We start from the raw sequence: 17,415 nt of genomic DNA, 5'->3' as shown, positions 1-17,415 counted from the left end.
CTGCTCTTCCTGCTCTTCCCGCTCTTCCCGCTCTTCCCCTACTCCGCCAACGCCGTCGTAATCACGATCTTACTTTCCAGCGTCTTATGCACCGGACACTTATCCGCGATTTCCAGCAAGCGCTGGCGCTGTTCGTCCGTCAAATCACCCACCAGCTCGATGGTGCGCGCGAGGACTTCGACTTTCGAATGTTCTTCGTCACAGTGCTCGCAATCCGCGCCGTGTTGGCGGCTATGAGACAGTGTGACTTTCACATCGTCCAATGGGAGTTTCTTGCGATTGGCATACATGCGAATGGTCATGGATGTGCAGGCACCTAACCCTGCCAGCACATGTTCGTAAGGGTCGGGGCCAAGGTTGTCGCCACCAAAATCAACGGGCTCGTCGGCAAACCATTGGTGATGATCCGTCTGGATAGTGCGCGTAAAGGCTTTGTTGTGTTCACTCACCAGCACTTCGCCCCGTGTGACACCTGCTTCTGCTTCTTTGATGGGCGAGGCTTTGTCGATGTAGCGTTGCGACCACGCAGCAATCAGTTCAGCCACGTATTGTGCATCGTCTTTGTTGGAGAGCAGGTGATCAGCCGTGTCCAAGGTGACGAAGCTTTTCGGGTGTTTGGCACGGGTATAGATTTTCTCTGCTTCTTTAATCAGCACAATGCTATCAATAGGCGAATGCATGACTAACAGAGGAACACGCAAGTTTTCGATGTCATCGTTCTCGGCGCGAATATCATCAAGGAATTGTTTTTTGATGGTAAACGGACGACCTGCAAGGCTCACTTCCGCCTGCCCTTCTGCATCAATATTCTCAACGTGTGCCGCGAATTGCTTCGACACGTGTTCTGCATCTGCAGGCGCGCCCACTGTGGCGACCGCTGACACTTCAGGAATACGATGCGCCGCTGACAATACCGCGCGACCACCAAGGCTGTGTCCAATAAGAAGAAGAGGAGCTTCATAGTTGTCACGCAAGAAATCAGCCGCCGCCACAAGGTCGTCAACATTCGATGAAAAGTTGGTATTTTCAAAGTCACCGTCACTGCCGCCAAGGCCAGTGAAATCAAATCGAAAGACAGCAAAACCAATGTTCACCAATGCGCGTGAAATGCGCGATGCCGCCGCCACATCTTTACCACAGGTAAAGCAGTGGGCGAATAGCGCATAGCCCCGCACGTTTTGTTCTGGCGTTTCCAGCAAGCCAGCAAGCTCTAACCCGCCGCTTGTGAAGGTCACTTTATTGCGTTTTCCAGCCATTATTCTCTCCTGATTAAACCCATGTCTTACAATGACACCTTTCCTGAAGGCCTTTCGAAAAGTATTACAGACCTAATAAGAGACCGGAAAACGAGAAAAGTATGACAACGCCTCACAAACTTATTTATGAGACGTTAAGTCACTGAATTTATTGTTCAAAGAAATCAAGCGCGGCGCATCATAATGAGTTACTGAAGCACTTCTTTGATTCGATGGTACGTCATGCCAATGGCGAGTAACGGTGAACGCAACAACGGCCCACCCGGAAACGTCATGTGCTTCACCCGCGCAAACACATCAAAGCGTTCCGCAGTGCCCGATATGGCTTCTGCAATCACTTTGCCCGCCATGTGTGTCGCGTTCACGCCATGCCCAGAGTAAGCCTGCGCGTAAAAGATATTCGGGGAATCTGGCAGGGTGCCAATTTGAGGTAATCTGTTTGCGCCGATACCGATCATTCCCCCCCACTCAAAGTCGATGTTAATGCCTTTTAGTGCAGGGAAGACAAGCTCTAAATTCGGCAACAATGCGCCAGTGATGTCTTTCGGGTCTTTGCCGGAATAGGTACATAGTCCGCCAAATAAGAGACGGTTATCGCCCGAGAGGTGGTAGTAATCCAACGCAATGCTTAAATCCGCAAACGCCATATTTTGAGGAATGGTCTGGCGAACTTGTTCGTCGGTCAAAGGCTCTGTGGCAATGATATAGCTTCCCGCAGGCAACACCTTCCCACCAATATAGGGTTCAAGTTTATGGCCAATATACGCATTGCCCGCCAGTAATAGATAACGGCAGGTCACTTGTCCTTTTTCGGTTTTCACCACAGGCTTATCGCCTTTCGTGATGCTCACGGCGGCACTGTCTTCAAAGATCTGCACGCCCAATGATGCGGCTGCGACCGCTTCGCCCGCCACTAAATTCAGTGGGTGTAAGTGACCACTTCCCATATCGAGCATACCGCCTGTGTAGCGATCTGAGCCAATCACATCGGGCAGGTCGGCTTTGCTCAACATTTTAATGTCATGAGGATAGCCCGATGCTGTTAACGCATCGAAGTCTTCTTGTAGCTCTTTAATGTGGCTAGGTTTTAATGCGAGATCGCAATAGCCCATCGCCAGATCGCAGTCGATATTGAATTCACCCACGCGATCTTTGACGATCTGCACTGCCTCTACACCCATTTGGTTGATGGCGTCTACGCCTTCGCGACCAATTTGGTTGGTGAACTGCTCGATGCCGTGGCCGATGCCACGAATCAACTCCCCGCCATTTCGACCCGATGCGCCCCAGCCCACCTTGTTCGATTCAAGTAACACCACGGAATACCCACGCTGCGCCAATTCAATCGCGCTGTTCACGCCACTGAACCCGCCGCCCACGATGCACACATCGGCAGAAATGGATTCTGATAATTGCGGATAACGTTGCGGGTATTTTGCTGTCGCTGCGTAGTAAGACGACGTGTGCGGCAGGTTCGTTGTCGCGGTGCGCATGGCGGCATCCTCAATGTAAAATATAATTAACAAAGACTAACGCATTCATTGGTTTTCGTTGTCGCGTTTGGTCTCAATTCTTATTGGTTGCTCACAAAACACTTGATTACCCACCGTGAGTCAGTAGGATCTCATGTTCAAAATCTATTACAGTTATCTGTGAGTATCTCGGGATTCGGGCGTGCTCAACCACTTTTAGGAACAAAAAAGGAGACGCTGACATTGGATATCGGTGCCAACCTTAAAGCAATAAGAAAGAGCCGTGGCTTGTCCCAACGCGAACTCGCAAAACGCGCGGGCGTCACCAACAGCACCATCTCAATGATTGAGAAAAACAGCGTCAGCCCTTCAGTAAGCTCCCTCAAAAAGGTGCTCTCCGGCATTCCTATGTCACTGGTGGAATTCTTTTCTGCCGATATCGCGGAGGCAGACACCGCGCCTGTTGTTTATCGCCAAGAAGACCTTCTTGAAATCGGCTCTGACGACGTTTCAATGAAAGTCGTCGGTAAAGCCTTTCCCAACCGCGCATTATCCGTGCTATCCGAAATCTATCCGCCCAACACCAACTCAGGTGATGACATGCTTCAGCATGACGGTGAAGAATCTGGCATTGTGATCGAAGGTCGCCTTGAACTGACGGTTGGTGATGACGTTTTTGTGCTTGAAGCCGGCGACAGCTATTACTTCGACAGTAACCGACCGCACCGTTTCGCCAATCCTTTTGAGGAAACCTGTCGCATTTTCAGCGCGACAACCCCTGCAAACTTCTGATGGCTTTTGCCGTCAATCACTCCGCATTCAAATCACTGAACGCATCGCCTCCAGCAGCTTGGTTGTGGAGGCGATGAGTAAAACAATGCATAACGTTCGGCTTCAAATACCAAACTTATCCCGCACCGTGTAATACCACGCCCCTAACATTGAAAACGGTACGCGCAGCATGTGCCCACCAGGGAACGGCAAATGTGGTAGAGAGGCAAACGCATCAAAGCGCTCGGCTTGCCCTTTCAACACTTCTGACATTAGACGCCCAGCAAGGTGCGTGTAGGTGACGCCATGGCCGCTACAGCCTTGGGAATAGTAGATATTGTTGCCAATGCGCCCGACTTGCGGCAAGCGTGACAAGGTCATTAAGAAGTTGCCCGTCCAGCTATAATCGATTTTCACGTTTTCCAGCTGAGGAAAGGTCTTGAGCATTTTGGGGCGAATGATGGCGTTAATGTCTGAAGGGTCGCGTGCGCCGTACACCACACCGCCGCCGTAAATCAGACGCTTATCGCCGGATAAACGGTAATAATCGAGCAGGTAATTACAATCTTCTACGCAGTAATCTTGCGGCAAAATGGACGCTGCCAGCTCATCAGATAACGGCTCTGTGGTGATCACTTGTGTCCCACAAGGCATAGACTTGGCTTTCAGTTCGGGCACTAGCCCACCAAGGTACGCATTCCCCGCCACGATCAAAAACGACGCCGTTACCGACCCATGCTCGGTGAACACTTTGACCGGTTCGCCGCGTTCAACGCGCACAACCGCCGAGTCTTCGTAGATTTTACCGCCAAGGCTTTCAACGGCTGCCGCTTCCCCTAAGGCGAGGTTTAACGGATGAATATGACCGCCACTTTTGTCGAGTAAACCACCCACGTACTGGTCGGTATCCACCACATTGCGCATGTCAGATTGAGAGAGCATTTCAAGTTGGTCATTTCCATAACGCTCCCACAGCGCTTTTTGGTGCTGAATGTCTTTAAGCTGTTTGTCGTTTAAGGCGGCAAAAACGCCTCCGTTTTTGAGGTCGCAGCGAATGCCATACTTTTCAACGCGTTCACGGATAATACGCCCGCCTTCAAAGGCCATGTCACCGAACAAGGCCGCATTTTTTTTGCCGACGGTTTTCTCGATGACATCAATGTCGCGGCTATAGCTGTTAACGATCTGTCCGCCATTTCGCCCCGACGCGCCCCATCCGACACGTGCGGCTTCAAGCACGGTGACACGAAACCCCGCTTCAAGCAGATGCAAGGCCGACGACAAGCCCGTGTAGCCTGCGCCGATAATGCAGACATCCGTTTCGATGTCTGCGGTTAACGAATCGCGAACCGGAGAAGGGTTGGCAGACGCCGCGTAATACGAAGGCGCATGCTCTACGGCTGCATCAACGATCCCAGACGCTGCAGCGCCTGCATCGTGTTCACTCGAACGTGTTTGTTCCAGCATGATGTTATCTTCCCTACATGAAAAAACGCTTAACGGTTAATTACGGTTTCAGATCTAACGTCTTTGGGTCCTGAGTCCTGAGTCCTGAGTCCTGAGTCCTGAACAAAATTATCAGGTTCTGGTTATGACGCTGGCAGGTCTTCATTCATCCGTTTCATGTCTTCCAAGGATTTCCGCTCGGCGCGACGCGCCACGTACCAAGAAAGAAACGCGAACAAAGAAACGGCCAGAATAATCAGGGTCGCGAGTGCATTGATTTTCGGCGACACGCCAAGCCTGACAGACGAGAACACCACCATTGGCAAGGTCGTTGAACCGGGGCCAGAAACAAAGCTTGCGATCACCAAATCATCGAGCGACAAGCTAAAGCTCAGCAACCACCCCGCCACCAGCGCAGGCGCTATCATGGGCACGGTGATCACAAAGAAGACCTTCAGCGGCGTGGCACCTAAATCCATACCGGCTTCTTCAATGGAAAAATCGAGTTCCCGCAACCGCGATGACACCACCACAGCCACATAAGCCGCACAAAATGTAGAGTGTGCAATCCACACCGTCGTCATGCCGCGCTCTGCTGGCCAGCCGAACAACTCGCCCATTTGCACGAACAAAAGCAACAGCGACAAACCGATGATCACATCTGGCATCACCAAAGGTGCAGTGATCATATTTGATAGGCTTAAGCGTCCCCATGAGCGTCTAAATCGTGTCATGACGAACGCTGCCAATGTGCCAATGATGACGGCCATGGTTGAGCTATAAAACGCGATACGAAGGCTTGTCCAAACGGCTTGCAGAATCTGTTCATCTTTAAAAAGTTCTGCATACCACTTAGGTGAGAATCCCCCCCACACAGTCACAAGCTTTGACGCATTGAAAGAGTAAATCACCAAGATAAGCATGGGCAGATAGAGGAACACCAACCCGACCCAGAGCATCACGGTAGAAAATTGCCAACGTTTCATCGGTCAGCCTCCATGTCTTTGGATTGATAGTGATGGAACAAGGTGATCGGAATGATCAATAACAACAGCATCACGATCGCCAAGGCCGATGCGACAGGCCAATCTCGGTTATTAAAGAATTCCTGCCACAGCACCTTCCCTATCATCAAGGTTTCAGGACCGCCTAGCAGTTCAGGGATCACGAACTCACCCACAACCGGGATAAACACCAACATGGAACCCGCAATGATGCCGCCTTTCGACAGCGGTAAAGTCACCGTCCAGAAGGTATTGAAGTTACGTGAGCCGAGATCGGAGGCTGCTTCCAACAAGCTCCCATCCAGCTTCACCAAATTGGCGTACAGCGGCAGCACCATAAACGGTAAATAGGTATAAACAATGCCGATATACACCGCGACATTGGTGTTAAGGATCTGAATGGGATCTGTGATGACACCCAGCCAGATCAGCGAACTGTTGATGATGCCCGTGTTACTCAGCAGCCCCATCCATGCGTAAACACGGATCAGAAATGACGTCCACGATGGCAACATGATCAGCAAGAGCAGCAAGGTTTGCATACGAGCAGGAGCACGGGCGATGGCATACGCCATGGGGTAGCCCAACAGCAAACAACCTAACGTCGAGAAGAATGCAATTTTGAGGGAACTGAGGTACGCGAGGTAATACAAATCGTCATCAAGAATACGGATGTAGTTTTCAAGGTTGATGGCAATTTCGAGCACTTCATCGGCGTATTGTGCGATGGCTTCATAAGGCGGAATGGCAATGGCTGCGGTCGAGAAACTGATTTTCAACACGATGGCAAACGGCAGCGCAAAGAACAACAGTAGCCAAAAGAACGGGAAGCCCATAGTGAAATGACGGCCCTTCGGAAAAAGGACGCGTGATTTGTGCGGGGCTACCGTTTTTGTGCCGTTTTGCATTGGGGAAGTTGAGTTTGTCATACGCGCAACACCACACCACTGGTGGCCTCCCAACTAATGAAGACTTCATCGTCCCATGTGGGTCTGTCTTGACGACGTGTCACATTGGCCATACTGCACATGACAATTTTATCGGTTGGCAGTTTCACGTAGTACACAGAGGTGCCGCCCAAATACGCGATATCGTGAACAATGCCTTTCGCCCAATTGTATTGATCGTCAGGTTGGTCACGCCCGATTAAGGCTTTTTCTGGTCTCACCGCCAACCACACCTTTTTGTCTTCAAGATTGGTAGCAACACCATAGCCAACAAACATTGGCTGCGGCGTTTCTTGTGACTCAATGATGCAATGGTCCGCTTCGTCGGTAACGATTTCCCCTTCGAATAAGTTCACTGAGCCAATAAACTCAGCAATCATTCGGCTGTTCGGGCTTTCGTAGATGTCTGTCGGCGTACCTGTTTGAGCTATCCATCCTTCATGCATGATGGATATCCGCCCTGCCATGGTCATGGCTTCTTCTTGGTCGTGCGTCACCATCACGCAGGTCACGCCAACGCGTTCAAGGATCTCGACCACTTCTAATTGCATTTGCGTCCGCAGTTTTTTATCCAATGCCCCCATTGGCTCATCGAGCAACAATAGCTTCGGCCGTTTGGCGAGTGAACGCGCCAACGCCACACGCTGACGCTGACCACCTGACAGTTGATGCGGTTTCCGGTTGGCAAAGGCTTCCATCCGAACAAGACGAAGCATTTCTTCGACGTTAGCGTTGATCTCGTCTTTCTTCATCTTGTCTTGCTTCAAACCAAAGGCAATGTTCTGCGCGACGGTCATGTGCGGAAATAAGGCATACGACTGAAACATCATGTTGATCGGTCGATCATAGGGAGGGATATCGGTGATGTCTTCGCCATCAAGAAAAATGCGCCCGCTCGACGGTTTTTCGAACCCCGCCAACATACGTAGCAAGGTCGATTTCCCCGACCCAGATCCGCCAAGCAACGAGAATATCTCGCCTCGGTCAATGGTCAATGACACATCATCAACGGCTCGTACATCGCCAAATAGCTTGCTGACGCGATCGATTTTCAACAGCGGTTCTTGTTTCGCCGCGCCCTGCTCCGCGCCGTCTTGTAAATTACTGGGTTGCGGATTACTGGTCGTCATGAGACCTCCTACTTACTGCTGCAGTCGCCGTTATTGCTCTGGAAGGACAACCACCTAACATTCGACATGCCTCGGCAGCTCATTTCACTAAGTGGCTCTCCTTCGAGCGACACAACTGGTATGGAAACACGCCGCGCTAGATCTACTGATAAGCGCGGCGTAAAGCCTGCGACAAGGCGTCGCTATTGCCCCGTTTTCATGCGGGTCCAAATGCGCGTTCGCACGCGATTGATTTTCAGAGGGAGGACTTCAGAAATGAACAAACGATCCATCACTTCTGGTGTTGGGTAAATCGATGGGTTCTCCAAGATCTCTTTTTCAATCAGATCATTGGAGGCGGGGTTCGGGTTCGCATACACCACGTAATCGGTGATCGGAGCAATCACTTCAGGACGCAGCAAGTAGTTCATGAAAGCCAGTGCATTTTTGGCATTCTTCGCATCGGCGGGGATTGCCATCATGTCGAACCAAAGCTGTGCACCTTCACTTGGAATGGCGTAATCGACGACTTGACCATTCCCTGCTTCATCCGCACGGTCTGCGGCTTGGAAAATATCGCCTGAGAAGCCATACGCTAAGCAGATATCACCATTCGCCAAGTCTGTGATGTAGCGAGAAGAGTGGAAATACGTAACATACGGGCGGATTTTAGCGAGCGCTTCGCCCACGGCTTTGTAATCTTTCTTGTTGGTTGAATTGGGATCTTTACCCAAATATTGCAGCACTTGTGGCATGACTTCGTCAGCTGAATCGACCACGGCAATCCCACAACTCTTCAACTTGGCGGCGTATTGCGGGTCAAGTAGCAGATCAAGTTTGTTCTCAGGTAACGGCCCACCCAACGCAGCTTTCACTTTCTCTACGTTGTAGCCAATGCCATTAGTTCCCCAAAGGTAAGGAATCGCATATTGGTTACCCGGATCGGCCATTTCGAGACGTTTCATCATGGCGGGGTCAAGGTTGCCGTTGTTGGTCAGAAGCGTTTTATCTAGCTTTTGAAACGCGCCAGCTTGGATTTGTTTGGCGAGGAAATTACTGGAAGGCACCACCAAGTCATAACCAGAGTTTCCTGATAATAATTTGGCTTCGAGTACGTCATTACTGTCGTACACGTCATAGGTCACTTTAATGCCGGTTTCTTTTTCAAAGTTCTCTATGGTGTCTTCGGCGATGTAATCGCTCCAGTTGTATATACGTAGGATTTCTTCCGCATGAACGCTGGTGGACATCATCAGTCCAGATGACGCCAACAGCCCCGCAAGGGCAGCTGCGGTGGTCTTATTTCGGATTGCCATTTTCATGTTCTCTCCTTTGGGTCCTTTCCGTATCGGAGATAGAGCGCGCTATCACATCCCTGTCTCCCAACCAGATCTATCCAATCTGGCGTGATGGTGTGCGCACACCGAAATATGCGCATGATATCGTGTCCTGTCGATGTCCCTTACATTAACGCTACACCGCGTCGAGGCGTTTAAGATGCTCGAAGGTGAGATCCAAGGCCAAGCTCGCTTTTTCAACAAGTTCATCCACTTCCGAATGTGAGATGACAAGCGGTGGGCTGATGATCATGGTGTCGCCGCAAGCCCGCATAACAAGGCCGTTCTCGACACTCAGGTCGCGACAAATTTCACCAATACCGACAGATTCATCGAATCGTCCACGTGTTGCTTTGTCTTTCACCAATTCAATGGCCGCGACAAGTCCAACACCTCGTGCTTCTCCCACCAGAGGATGATCAGCCAGTGTTTGCCATTTGCTTTGCAGGTAAGGCCCAATGTCTTCTTTGACATACTGAACCAAATTCTTTTCTTTCATCACTCGCAGATTTTCGAGCGCCACGGCCGCAGAAACGGGGTGCCCTGAATAGGTGTACCCGTGGTTGAAATCACCGCCCTTTTCTTCAAAGGTGTTCGCCACGCGGTCGCTCACAATCACGCCGCCCATAGGGATGTATCCCGAGGTCATGCCTTTCGCGATGGACATAAAGTCAGGATGGATACCGAAATGTTGACTGCCGAACCACTCACCCGTTCGGCCAAAGCCACAGATCACTTCGTCAGCGATCATCAAAATGTCGTATTTCTCGAGGATACGGCCGATTTCAGGCCAATAAGTAGAAGGGGGAATAATCACGCCACCCGCCCCTTGAAAGGGTTCAGCAATAAAGGCGGCAACCTTGTCTTCGCCGAGTTCAAGAATGGCTTTTTCGAGTTCTTGCGCTGCTTGAATACCAAACGCTTCTGGGGTGAGGTCCCCACCTTCCCCAAACCAATAAGGTTGAGGAATATGGTGAATGCCAGGAATCGGCAAGCCACCTTGTTTGTGCATGGCTTTCATGCCACCGAGGCTCGCACCGGCAACGGTAGAGCCGTGATAGCCATTGTGGCGGCCGATAATGGTAAATTTTTCCGGTTGGCCTTTGAGTGTCCAGTAATGACGCACCATACGAAGTACAGTGTCGTTTGATTCCGAACCAGAACCGGTAAAGAACACCTGATTCATGTGGTCCGGCGCGAGATCGGCTATCTCTTTGGCAAGCTCAACCACAGGAGGGTGAGCACATTGGAAGAAGCTGTTGTAGTAAGGCAGTTCCTGCATTTGACGTTGCGCAGCGTCGGCCAGACGTTTCTCGCCATAGCCAATATTGGTGCACCAAAGGCCAGCCATTCCATCCAGGATGCGGTTACCGTCGCTGTCCCAAATATACACCCCTTCCGCACGCACAATCATTCTTGCGCCCTTCTCTCGCAGCGACTTGTGATCACTGAAAGGGTGAAGGTAATGTGCATTGTCTAGTGCTTGTAAGGTTTGTGTATCTTGGTTTTGCACGGCGTGTGTCATGTGACCTCCACATCCATGTTGGTTTGTCATCGGCAACCCGCGCTACGTCATGCAGGTTGCCACCTTTTCTTCATTGTTCTTTTCTCGCTGGTTTCTTTCTATGTAAATTGCATTTATTGATTTCTTGCTTGGGTTTTATGCCCGTAAACCGATCACAGCTAGACCGTTAGCAGCAAGAACTCGCGCTCCCATGAACTGATCACGCGCTTGAAGTTCTCTTGTTCCTTGCGTTTCACCGCGATGTAGGCTTTCGCGAACGCATCACCGAGATACTCTGCCACTTCATCACACGCTTCCATCGATTCGAGCGCACTCTCTAGGGTGTAAGGCAACACAGGGCTACGGATTTCATAATTGCGCCCTTGTGCGGGTGACGTTGGTTTTAATTCTTTCATCATGCCGATGTAGCCACACAACAAACTCGCCGCGATCGCCAAATAACTGTTGGCATCCGCGCCCGGCAGACGGTTTTCAACACGACGGTTTTGTGGTGAACAACTCGGTACACGCAAACCACAGGTGCGATTTTCTTCCCCCCACTCCACATTCACTGGCGCTGACGTATCAGGCAAGAAACGGCGGAAGGAATTCACGTTGGGCGCGAATAACGGCAGCATTTGAGGAATGTATTGCTGTAGGCCAGCGATGTGACCGTAGAAAAGTGATGAGCTGGTGCCATCTTCACTGGTGAAGATGTTCTTACCTGTTTTGGTATCCAGAATACTCTGGTGCAAGTGCATTGCACTGCCCGGCTCATCCGTGATTGGCTTGGACATGAAGGTAGCAACCACGTTGTGTTTGAGTGCGGCTTCTCGAAGCGTGCGTTTGAACACAAAGACTTGGTCGGCAAGCACCAATGGATCGCCATGACGGAAATTGATTTCCATCTGCGCGACACCTTCTTCATGTATCAAGGTGTCAATCGACAACCCTTGGGTTTCACACCAGTCGTACATGTCTTCAAACAGGGGATCGAATTCGTTGGCAGCATCAATGGAAAACGACTGACGGCCTGTCTCAACACGGCCTGAACGACCAATCGGCGGCTCAAGTGGTAAATCTGGATCGGCACTTCGCGCGGTGAGGTAAAACTCCATTTCTGGTGCTACAACGGGTTGCCAGTTTTGCTCTTCATAGAGCTTAAGAACTTTTTTAAGCACATTGCGAGGCGTCAGATCGATGGGGTTTCCCATCTTATCGAAGGTGTCATGAATGATTTGCGCGGTTTTTTCTACGGTCCACGGCAAGAGGTAGACCGCGTCTTCGTCAGGCTTACAAATGAAGTCAATATCCGCTTCATCTAACAGTGCGTAATAAATGTCGTCATCGACATAATCACCGGTCACAGTTTGAAGCAATACACTCTCAGGCAGGCGCATTTCGCCTTCACTGATGAATTTATCGACAGGGGCGATTTTGCCGCGTGCAATCCCAGACAAGTCGCCGACCACGCACTCTACTTCTGTGATTTCATTGTCTTTTAACCACTTCTTTAATTTATTCATTGGCTTTCTCACGTTCCTTCGCTCGCTGTCTGCAGGCATTTCCGAATACTTCGAAGATAGCTGAATAAAAGGGATTTTTTGTGACCTTCCACTCAGGATGCCATTGCACACCTAAAGCAAATTGTTTCGCATTGATAACAGACATGGCTTCTATCAAGCCATCAGGGGCTGTCGCTTCAGGTCGCAATCCTTCACCCAACCTGTCTATACCTTGCGTATGAACAGAATTAACGTCAGCAGAAGTGCGACCCCACGCCTCGCAGAGGAGGCCCCCGGGTTCAATGTTTACGGTGTGAGAGAGGCCGTATTGAATATCAACCGGCGCGGTTTTGTCTTCGCGGTGTTCAATGAAGTCACCCACGTCGTGCAATTTCTGGTGGAGCGTTCCACCCATCACCACGTTCATTTCCTGAAAGCCTCGGCATATAGCGAGAAAAGGCACGCCCACCTCTAAGGCGAGTTTCATCATAGGAAGTGTGGTGGCATCGCGATCTGGGTCGTGTTGCGTGCCCGGTTCGCTGGGAGTACCTGAATAGTGATGGGGTTGAATGTTGGACGGCGATCCCGTGAAAAGAATGCCATCGAGTGAAGACAACAGTGCGCCCATAGGCAGCGCATCACCCAACGCTGGGATAATTAAAGGACAGCAATTGGCTCCGTCTGACACCCCTCTCAGGTATTTGTCTCCCGCGATGTGGAAAGGATGCAACCCAAGCTGGCTTGTGCAGCCGCTCACTCCAACCATAGGCATTGCTGAGCGAGTCATAAACACCTCATTATCATTCCATCTCTTGATTAGGCCATCTTTTGATCAAGCTACTGGTCGCACTGGCGATGTGCCTATACATCACGATGCTCGCCCTTTATTTAACGTTCCTCGTGTTTCACGTCCATTACGTTTCAATACGTGATGAGGCGGCGATTTCAAAACCCTGTGATGTTTTACATTATCTATAGTGCGTTCGTTTTTTCACACGCTACACGTTAAAAATAAATTACGCAAGAGAGCCAATCAACATTTGCGTTCGATTTATTTTTCATTTTCTTAACATTGGTAATGGCTTGATTTATCGCGCCTTATCGCATTGATTTTATGAGATAAGATGATTTTTGTGAACCGTGACGCGGTTGACATTCAACAGGGTTTACTATTCACTCAGAGGTATCACTAGGAGTGATTGATATAATTTACACCCAGACAGGTGACATATGCGATATCAAACAGACAAGGCATTGTTCAAGGAAAAAGATACCGCGCTGCCCGACCCAAAAGAGGCATCGCAATTTCTCGCAGAACACCCAGAAATGGAGTTCATAGACCTGTTACTGATTGATATGAATGGCATTGTTCGCGGAAAACGCGTCGAGAAAGACAAATTGCCAAAAGCCTATGAGCACGGTATCGCCCTTCCTATCTCTATCTACGGCATGAATATCAAAGGAAATCCGGTAGAAGAAACAGGATTAGGGTTGGAGATTGGTGAATCCGATGCCATCTGTTTTCCTGTTGCAGGCTCGCTAACCACTCAGCCTTGGCAAAAGCGTCCTATCGCACAATTGCTGCTCGAAATGTACGAAGATCCACAAACCCCTTTCTTCGGCGATCCCCGCATGATCTTGCGACGTCTTGTTAGACAGATTAAAGACAAAGGCTTAACGCCTGTGTCGGCATTTGAATTAGAGTTTTATTTAATCGACAGTCAGGAATCTGGCCAAGCACCACTGCCGCCGATTTCCCCCGTGACAGGCCGACGCCCAGAAAACACCCAAGTCTATTCGCTGGATGATCTGGACGAATATTCAGAGTTCCTAACGGGCATCATTGATGCGGCGCGAGAACAAGGCCTGCCTGCGGATACCATCGTCGCAGAGTCCGCACCAGGGCAATTTGAAATTAACCTTACCCATACCAATGATCCGCTCGCAGCCTGTGATTATGCCCTTTTGCTTAAACGCGTGATCAAGCAAGTGGCCCACGAACACGAGCTTGATACCACCTTTATGGCAAAGCCTTATGCGGATCAAGCGGGTAACGGCATGCACGTTCACATCAGTTTGCTCGATGACGAAGGTAACAATGTATTCCAGCCACCTGAAAATGGGGAAATGACAGACACATTACGCTGGGCCTTGGGTGGCATGCTGGCATTGATGCCGGATTACATGGCAATCCTGTGCCCAAACATCAATTCCTTCCGTCGATTCGCCCCGGATTTCTACGTGCCGAATGCGGCAACGTGGGGTGTTGAAAACCGCACCACGGCGCTACGTATCCCGGGGGATGCACCCGAAGCGACACGTATTGAACACCGCGTGGCGGGCGCAGATGCGAACCCTTACCTCATGATGAGTGCCCTGCTGGCGTCGGTTCTTTATGGCATTGAAAACAAAATCGAACCTTCAGAGCCGGTTGTCGGTAACGCCTACGACAAAGAGTTAGAATTCGATGCATTACCGACGAACCTACGTGATGCGCTGCGCGTACTTTCGCAATCAGAGCCGATGCGTGAATACCTCGGCACCGATTTCGTGGATGTTTTCGTCACGTGTAAAGAGAAGGAATTGGAAGAGTTTGAACAGCATATTACGGGCTTAGAATACGATTGGTATTTGCACGCTTTTTAGGTAAGCAGCTGTTAAGTAACCCCTAAGCAATCATGAAGGCGAAGCGGTCTGAACGCTTCGCCTTTTTCATCGCTGTCGCAGACTCATTTAAGTCGTGTTCAGGCTTATCTTGACTCTGTTTCTGTTGCCTTCGAAAATAGGCGCGATTTTACTTTATCGAGCGTCTTTTTCATGACCACGAACCCCATGAACGAACAACAACCTAGCATTGATCTTTCTCTTGCGCGCGAGTCAGCGTGCCCGTGTTGCAGCAACACACTTTATCGTGATTGTTGTGAACTTGTTCACCTCAACCACGCAAATGCTGACCACCCAGAAAAGTTGATGCGCTCTCGCTACAGCGCACATGCATTGGGCTTGGTGGATTTTGTGATAGATACGTATCACCCGTCATGTGAAGCGGAAAAACACCGTGACGCCATTGCGCAATCAGTCAACAGTGAGTGGTTGGGCCTAGAGGTGATCGCAAGCTCTGTTGAAGCCGAAGGTAACCTTGGCTACGTGCAATTCAAAGCGCACTACGCTGAAAACGGTAATGAGTATTGTCTGCAAGAAAAATCGCGCTTTGTCACGGAAAAGAAAGGCGATGACACGGTGTGGTATTACCTCGATGGCGAATACCCACAACAACAAAAAGTTGGCCGCAACGATCCTTGCCCCTGTGGCAGCGGTAAAAAGCACAAAAAATGCTGCGGTTAAAAAACACTCAAGTCGAGTGAGCTAACGCCGATAACATAGGGGAACGGATCATGAGGATTGATTATGACTTGGTTCCCCAAATTGACAGAAGCGCCGCTCAAGAAAGTCGGGACGATCTTGAAGCAAGATGCGACCAAATCTAATGCCGAGCGCGATATCGAAAATGACGAACAAGAGGCATCGAACAACGAGACCGCCAATAGCACGGACAAAAAGAAAAAAGACGGGTTACTTGATATTTACGTCTAGAACCCCTTAAACACATAAATCTGAAAGAAAACCGTCTTTTCAATGCCAAGGCATCGCCCTGTAATCAAGAGAGCGGCCTCTTTATCCACTCGAAAGACGTTGCAAAAAAGAGTCATCTAACTGTCACTAAAGTGTCTTTCAAATGCGAGTCAACTCAGCGTTTCTTGCCTTTCCCCGCGAACCCCTTCTGTAAATGTAGAAATCCACAAATTACTTGTTGCAATATTTAGTGAGTTTGTTAGTGTTGATGCCAAGTAAACGTTAAACCAATTTATGATGCACATTGCAAACATTGTGCTCTGGTTTACACAAATACGCAGACAAGGTAGTCAAGTAAATATGCAAAAATCGCTCATGACCATTCACCATCATCACCATCCTGAGTAGTCTTTCGGGAAGATTGGTTTCGACTGGAAGACAAGGATTAGGTTCTTCCAACGGTCATTGAAAGCGAATACAAGATTCAGACCCCCGGAAGCGAACCTTCCGGGGGTTTTTTACATTTTAGGATTAAAAATTGTGACAGCGTCTTCTAGAAGGGAGCGTTGAAACCAAAGATACAGGGATTAGATCATGCAAACAGAACGCTTAAGAATCGCGATACAAAAGAAAGGCCGCCTAGCAAAAGAGTGCTTTGAGCTGCTAAAACGCTGTGGCGTTAAAATCAATGTTTCTGGCGACCGTCTGGTGGCGCACGCTGAAAATATGCCTATCGACCTATTGTTGGTGCGCGATGACGATATCCCAGGCCTCATCATGGATGGTGTGGTCGACCTGGGTGTTATCGGTGAAAACGAACTGGAAGAAGTTCGTCTAGAACGCGTTAAAGTTGGTGAGCCAAGCGAATACAACAAACTGCGCCGTCTAGACTTCGGTGGCTGTCGCTTGTCAGTTGCTGTTGAAAAAGACCAAGACTATAACGGCCCTCAAGATCTCGCTGGCAAACGCATTGCGACGACCTATCCGAACATCCTTAAAGCTTACCTCGACAAGCAAGACGTTAAATTCAGCACCTGTATGTTGAACGGTTCCGTTGAAGTTGCGCCACGCGCTGGCCTTGCTGACGCGATTTGTGACTTGGTATCAACCGGCGCAACCCTCGAAGCAAACGGCCTGAAAGAAGCAGAAGTCATTTTCCGCTCAAAAGCCGTGCTTATTCAACGTACTGGCGAGTTTGCAACAGACAAAGTCGAATTAATCGACCGTCTTCTTACGCGTATCAACGGTGTGATTAAAGCGAAAGAATCCAAATACATCATGCTTCACGCACCAAGCGAAACGTTAGAAAAAATCGTTGAGCTTCTGCCGGGTGCAGAAGATCCAACCATCCTTCCTTTGGCGCACGATAAACAGCGCGTAGCGGTACATCTTGTGAGCACAGAAAACTTGTTCTGGGAAACCATGGAAAAACTGAAGGATTTGGGTGCAAGCTCCATTCTGGTGCTGCCAATTGAGAAAATGATGGAGTAA

General features: G+C 49.8%; 15 protein-coding genes and 1 other annotated feature. Of the genes, 5 read left to right on the top strand and 10 right to left on the bottom strand.

The window, feature by feature from the left end:
* Window positions 1–38 precede the first annotated feature (38 nt).
* Both BCT27_RS18430 and BCT27_RS18425 read right to left on the bottom strand, forming a co-directional pair.
* Window positions 39–1,256 (bottom strand): bifunctional alpha/beta hydrolase/OsmC family protein, encoded by a 1,218-nt coding sequence (locus BCT27_RS18430; protein WP_102396422.1) that lies wholly within the window; start codon window positions 1,254–1,256, stop codon window positions 39–41.
* A gap of 188 nt (window positions 1,257–1,444) precedes the next feature.
* On the bottom strand, window positions 1,445–2,749 hold the full coding sequence (locus tag BCT27_RS18425) for an NAD(P)/FAD-dependent oxidoreductase (RefSeq protein ID WP_102396421.1): 1,305 nt from the start codon (window positions 2,747–2,749) through the stop codon (window positions 1,445–1,447).
* Between the two features lie 222 nt (window positions 2,750–2,971).
* On the opposite strand from BCT27_RS18425, the gene BCT27_RS18420 reads away from it, so the two are divergent.
* Window positions 2,972–3,520, top strand: coding sequence for a cupin domain-containing protein (locus BCT27_RS18420; protein ID WP_017008911.1), 549 nt, complete (start codon window positions 2,972–2,974; stop codon window positions 3,518–3,520).
* A gap of 102 nt (window positions 3,521–3,622) precedes the next feature.
* On the opposite strand, the gene BCT27_RS18415 is transcribed toward BCT27_RS18420, so the two are convergent.
* The 8 genes from BCT27_RS18415 to BCT27_RS18380 all read right to left on the bottom strand — a co-directional run bounded on the left by BCT27_RS18415 (window position 3,623) and on the right by BCT27_RS18380 (window position 13,138).
* Window positions 3,623–4,966 carry an NAD(P)/FAD-dependent oxidoreductase gene (locus tag BCT27_RS18415; RefSeq protein WP_241908594.1) on the bottom strand — a complete coding sequence of 448 codons (1,344 nt, stop codon included), beginning with the start codon at window positions 4,964–4,966 and terminating at the stop codon, window positions 3,623–3,625.
* Between the two features lie 122 nt (window positions 4,967–5,088).
* Complete coding sequence (locus BCT27_RS18410) at window positions 5,089–5,931, bottom strand: ABC transporter permease subunit (protein ID WP_017008909.1); 843 nt, start codon at window positions 5,929–5,931, stop codon at window positions 5,089–5,091.
* The gene (locus tag BCT27_RS18405; RefSeq protein WP_102391871.1) at window positions 5,928–6,878 is read right to left on the bottom strand and encodes an ABC transporter permease subunit; all 951 of its coding nucleotides are present in this window, start codon (window positions 6,876–6,878) and stop codon (window positions 5,928–5,930) included. The genes BCT27_RS18410 and BCT27_RS18405 overlap by 4 nt, the downstream gene beginning before the upstream one ends.
* Window positions 6,875–8,026 carry a polyamine ABC transporter ATP-binding protein gene (potA, locus tag BCT27_RS18400; protein ID WP_102316665.1) on the bottom strand — a complete coding sequence of 384 codons (1,152 nt, stop codon included), beginning with the start codon at window positions 8,024–8,026 and terminating at the stop codon, window positions 6,875–6,877. Before potA ends, BCT27_RS18405 begins: the two co-directional genes overlap by 4 nt.
* A 182-nt stretch (window positions 8,027–8,208) precedes the next feature.
* Window positions 8,209–9,327, bottom strand: coding sequence for a polyamine ABC transporter substrate-binding protein (locus tag BCT27_RS18395; RefSeq protein ID WP_102396420.1), 1,119 nt, complete (start codon window positions 9,325–9,327; stop codon window positions 8,209–8,211).
* A 151-nt stretch (window positions 9,328–9,478) separates the two neighbouring features.
* Window positions 9,479–10,867 carry an aspartate aminotransferase family protein gene (locus tag BCT27_RS18390; protein WP_102396419.1) on the bottom strand — a complete coding sequence of 463 codons (1,389 nt, stop codon included), beginning with the start codon at window positions 10,865–10,867 and terminating at the stop codon, window positions 9,479–9,481.
* 158 nt (window positions 10,868–11,025) lie between these two features.
* A complete protein-coding gene (locus tag BCT27_RS18385) occupies window positions 11,026–12,372 on the bottom strand; it encodes a glutamine synthetase family protein (protein ID WP_017008904.1) in 1,347 nt (448 codons plus the stop codon).
* Window positions 12,365–13,138 carry a gamma-glutamyl-gamma-aminobutyrate hydrolase family protein gene (locus BCT27_RS18380; protein WP_102396418.1) on the bottom strand — a complete coding sequence of 258 codons (774 nt, stop codon included), beginning with the start codon at window positions 13,136–13,138 and terminating at the stop codon, window positions 12,365–12,367. Before BCT27_RS18380 ends, BCT27_RS18385 begins: the two co-directional genes overlap by 8 nt.
* 443 nt (window positions 13,139–13,581) lie before the next feature.
* Between BCT27_RS18380 and BCT27_RS18375 the strand changes: the two genes are divergently transcribed.
* The 4 genes from BCT27_RS18375 to hisG all read left to right on the top strand — a co-directional run bounded on the left by BCT27_RS18375 (window position 13,582) and on the right by hisG (window position 17,415).
* Window positions 13,582–14,997, top strand: coding sequence for a glutamine synthetase family protein (locus BCT27_RS18375; protein ID WP_102396417.1), 1,416 nt, complete (start codon window positions 13,582–13,584; stop codon window positions 14,995–14,997).
* A gap of 171 nt (window positions 14,998–15,168) precedes the next feature.
* Complete coding sequence (locus tag BCT27_RS18370; protein WP_102396416.1) at window positions 15,169–15,696, top strand: YchJ family metal-binding protein; 528 nt, start codon at window positions 15,169–15,171, stop codon at window positions 15,694–15,696.
* A gap of 63 nt (window positions 15,697–15,759) precedes the next feature.
* On the top strand, window positions 15,760–15,945 hold the full coding sequence (locus BCT27_RS18365; RefSeq protein ID WP_017008897.1) for a hypothetical protein: 186 nt from the start codon (window positions 15,760–15,762) through the stop codon (window positions 15,943–15,945).
* A gap of 362 nt (window positions 15,946–16,307) precedes the next feature.
* Window positions 16,308–16,447 (top strand) — a sequence feature (His leader region).
* A gap of 71 nt (window positions 16,448–16,518) precedes the next feature.
* Complete coding sequence (gene hisG / locus BCT27_RS18360) at window positions 16,519–17,415, top strand: ATP phosphoribosyltransferase (protein ID WP_102316660.1); 897 nt, start codon at window positions 16,519–16,521, stop codon at window positions 17,413–17,415.

The organism is Enterovibrio norvegicus (genome assembly GCF_002876705.1).
In the GTDB taxonomy this organism is placed as follows: domain Bacteria; phylum Pseudomonadota; class Gammaproteobacteria; order Enterobacterales; family Vibrionaceae; genus Enterovibrio; species Enterovibrio norvegicus_B.
The sequence above is the reverse complement of the archived record's forward strand: the minus strand, read 5'-3'. Positions and strand labels throughout refer to the sequence as shown.

Bases quoted from the DNA above. Each gene is read 5' to 3' on its own strand.
- BCT27_RS18365 (WP_017008897.1), top strand. From the start codon at position 15,760: ATGACTTGGTTCCCCAAATTGACAGAAGCGCCGCTCAAGAAAGTCGGG.
- BCT27_RS18430 (WP_102396422.1), bottom strand. From the start codon at position 1,256: ATGGCTGGAAAACGCAATAAAGTGACCTTCACAAGCGGCGGGTTAGAG.
- BCT27_RS18395 (WP_102396420.1), bottom strand. From the start codon at position 9,327: ATGAAAATGGCAATCCGAAATAAGACCACCGCAGCTGCCCTTGCGGGG.
- BCT27_RS18385 (WP_017008904.1), bottom strand. From the start codon at position 12,372: ATGAATAAATTAAAGAAGTGGTTAAAAGACAATGAAATCACAGAAGTA.
- BCT27_RS18410 (WP_017008909.1), bottom strand. From the start codon at position 5,931: ATGAAACGTTGGCAATTTTCTACCGTGATGCTCTGGGTCGGGTTGGTG.
- hisG (WP_102316660.1), top strand. From the start codon at position 16,519: ATGCAAACAGAACGCTTAAGAATCGCGATACAAAAGAAAGGCCGCCTA.
- BCT27_RS18405 (WP_102391871.1), bottom strand. From the start codon at position 6,878: ATGACAAACTCAACTTCCCCAATGCAAAACGGCACAAAAACGGTAGCC.
- BCT27_RS18380 (WP_102396418.1), bottom strand. From the start codon at position 13,138: ATGACTCGCTCAGCAATGCCTATGGTTGGAGTGAGCGGCTGCACAAGC.
- BCT27_RS18375 (WP_102396417.1), top strand. From the start codon at position 13,582: ATGCGATATCAAACAGACAAGGCATTGTTCAAGGAAAAAGATACCGCG.
- BCT27_RS18370 (WP_102396416.1), top strand. From the start codon at position 15,169: ATGACCACGAACCCCATGAACGAACAACAACCTAGCATTGATCTTTCT.
- BCT27_RS18390 (WP_102396419.1), bottom strand. From the start codon at position 10,867: ATGACACACGCCGTGCAAAACCAAGATACACAAACCTTACAAGCACTA.
- potA (WP_102316665.1), bottom strand. From the start codon at position 8,026: ATGACGACCAGTAATCCGCAACCCAGTAATTTACAAGACGGCGCGGAG.
- BCT27_RS18415 (WP_241908594.1), bottom strand. From the start codon at position 4,966: ATGCTGGAACAAACACGTTCGAGTGAACACGATGCAGGCGCTGCAGCG.
- BCT27_RS18425 (WP_102396421.1), bottom strand. From the start codon at position 2,749: ATGCGCACCGCGACAACGAACCTGCCGCACACGTCGTCTTACTACGCA.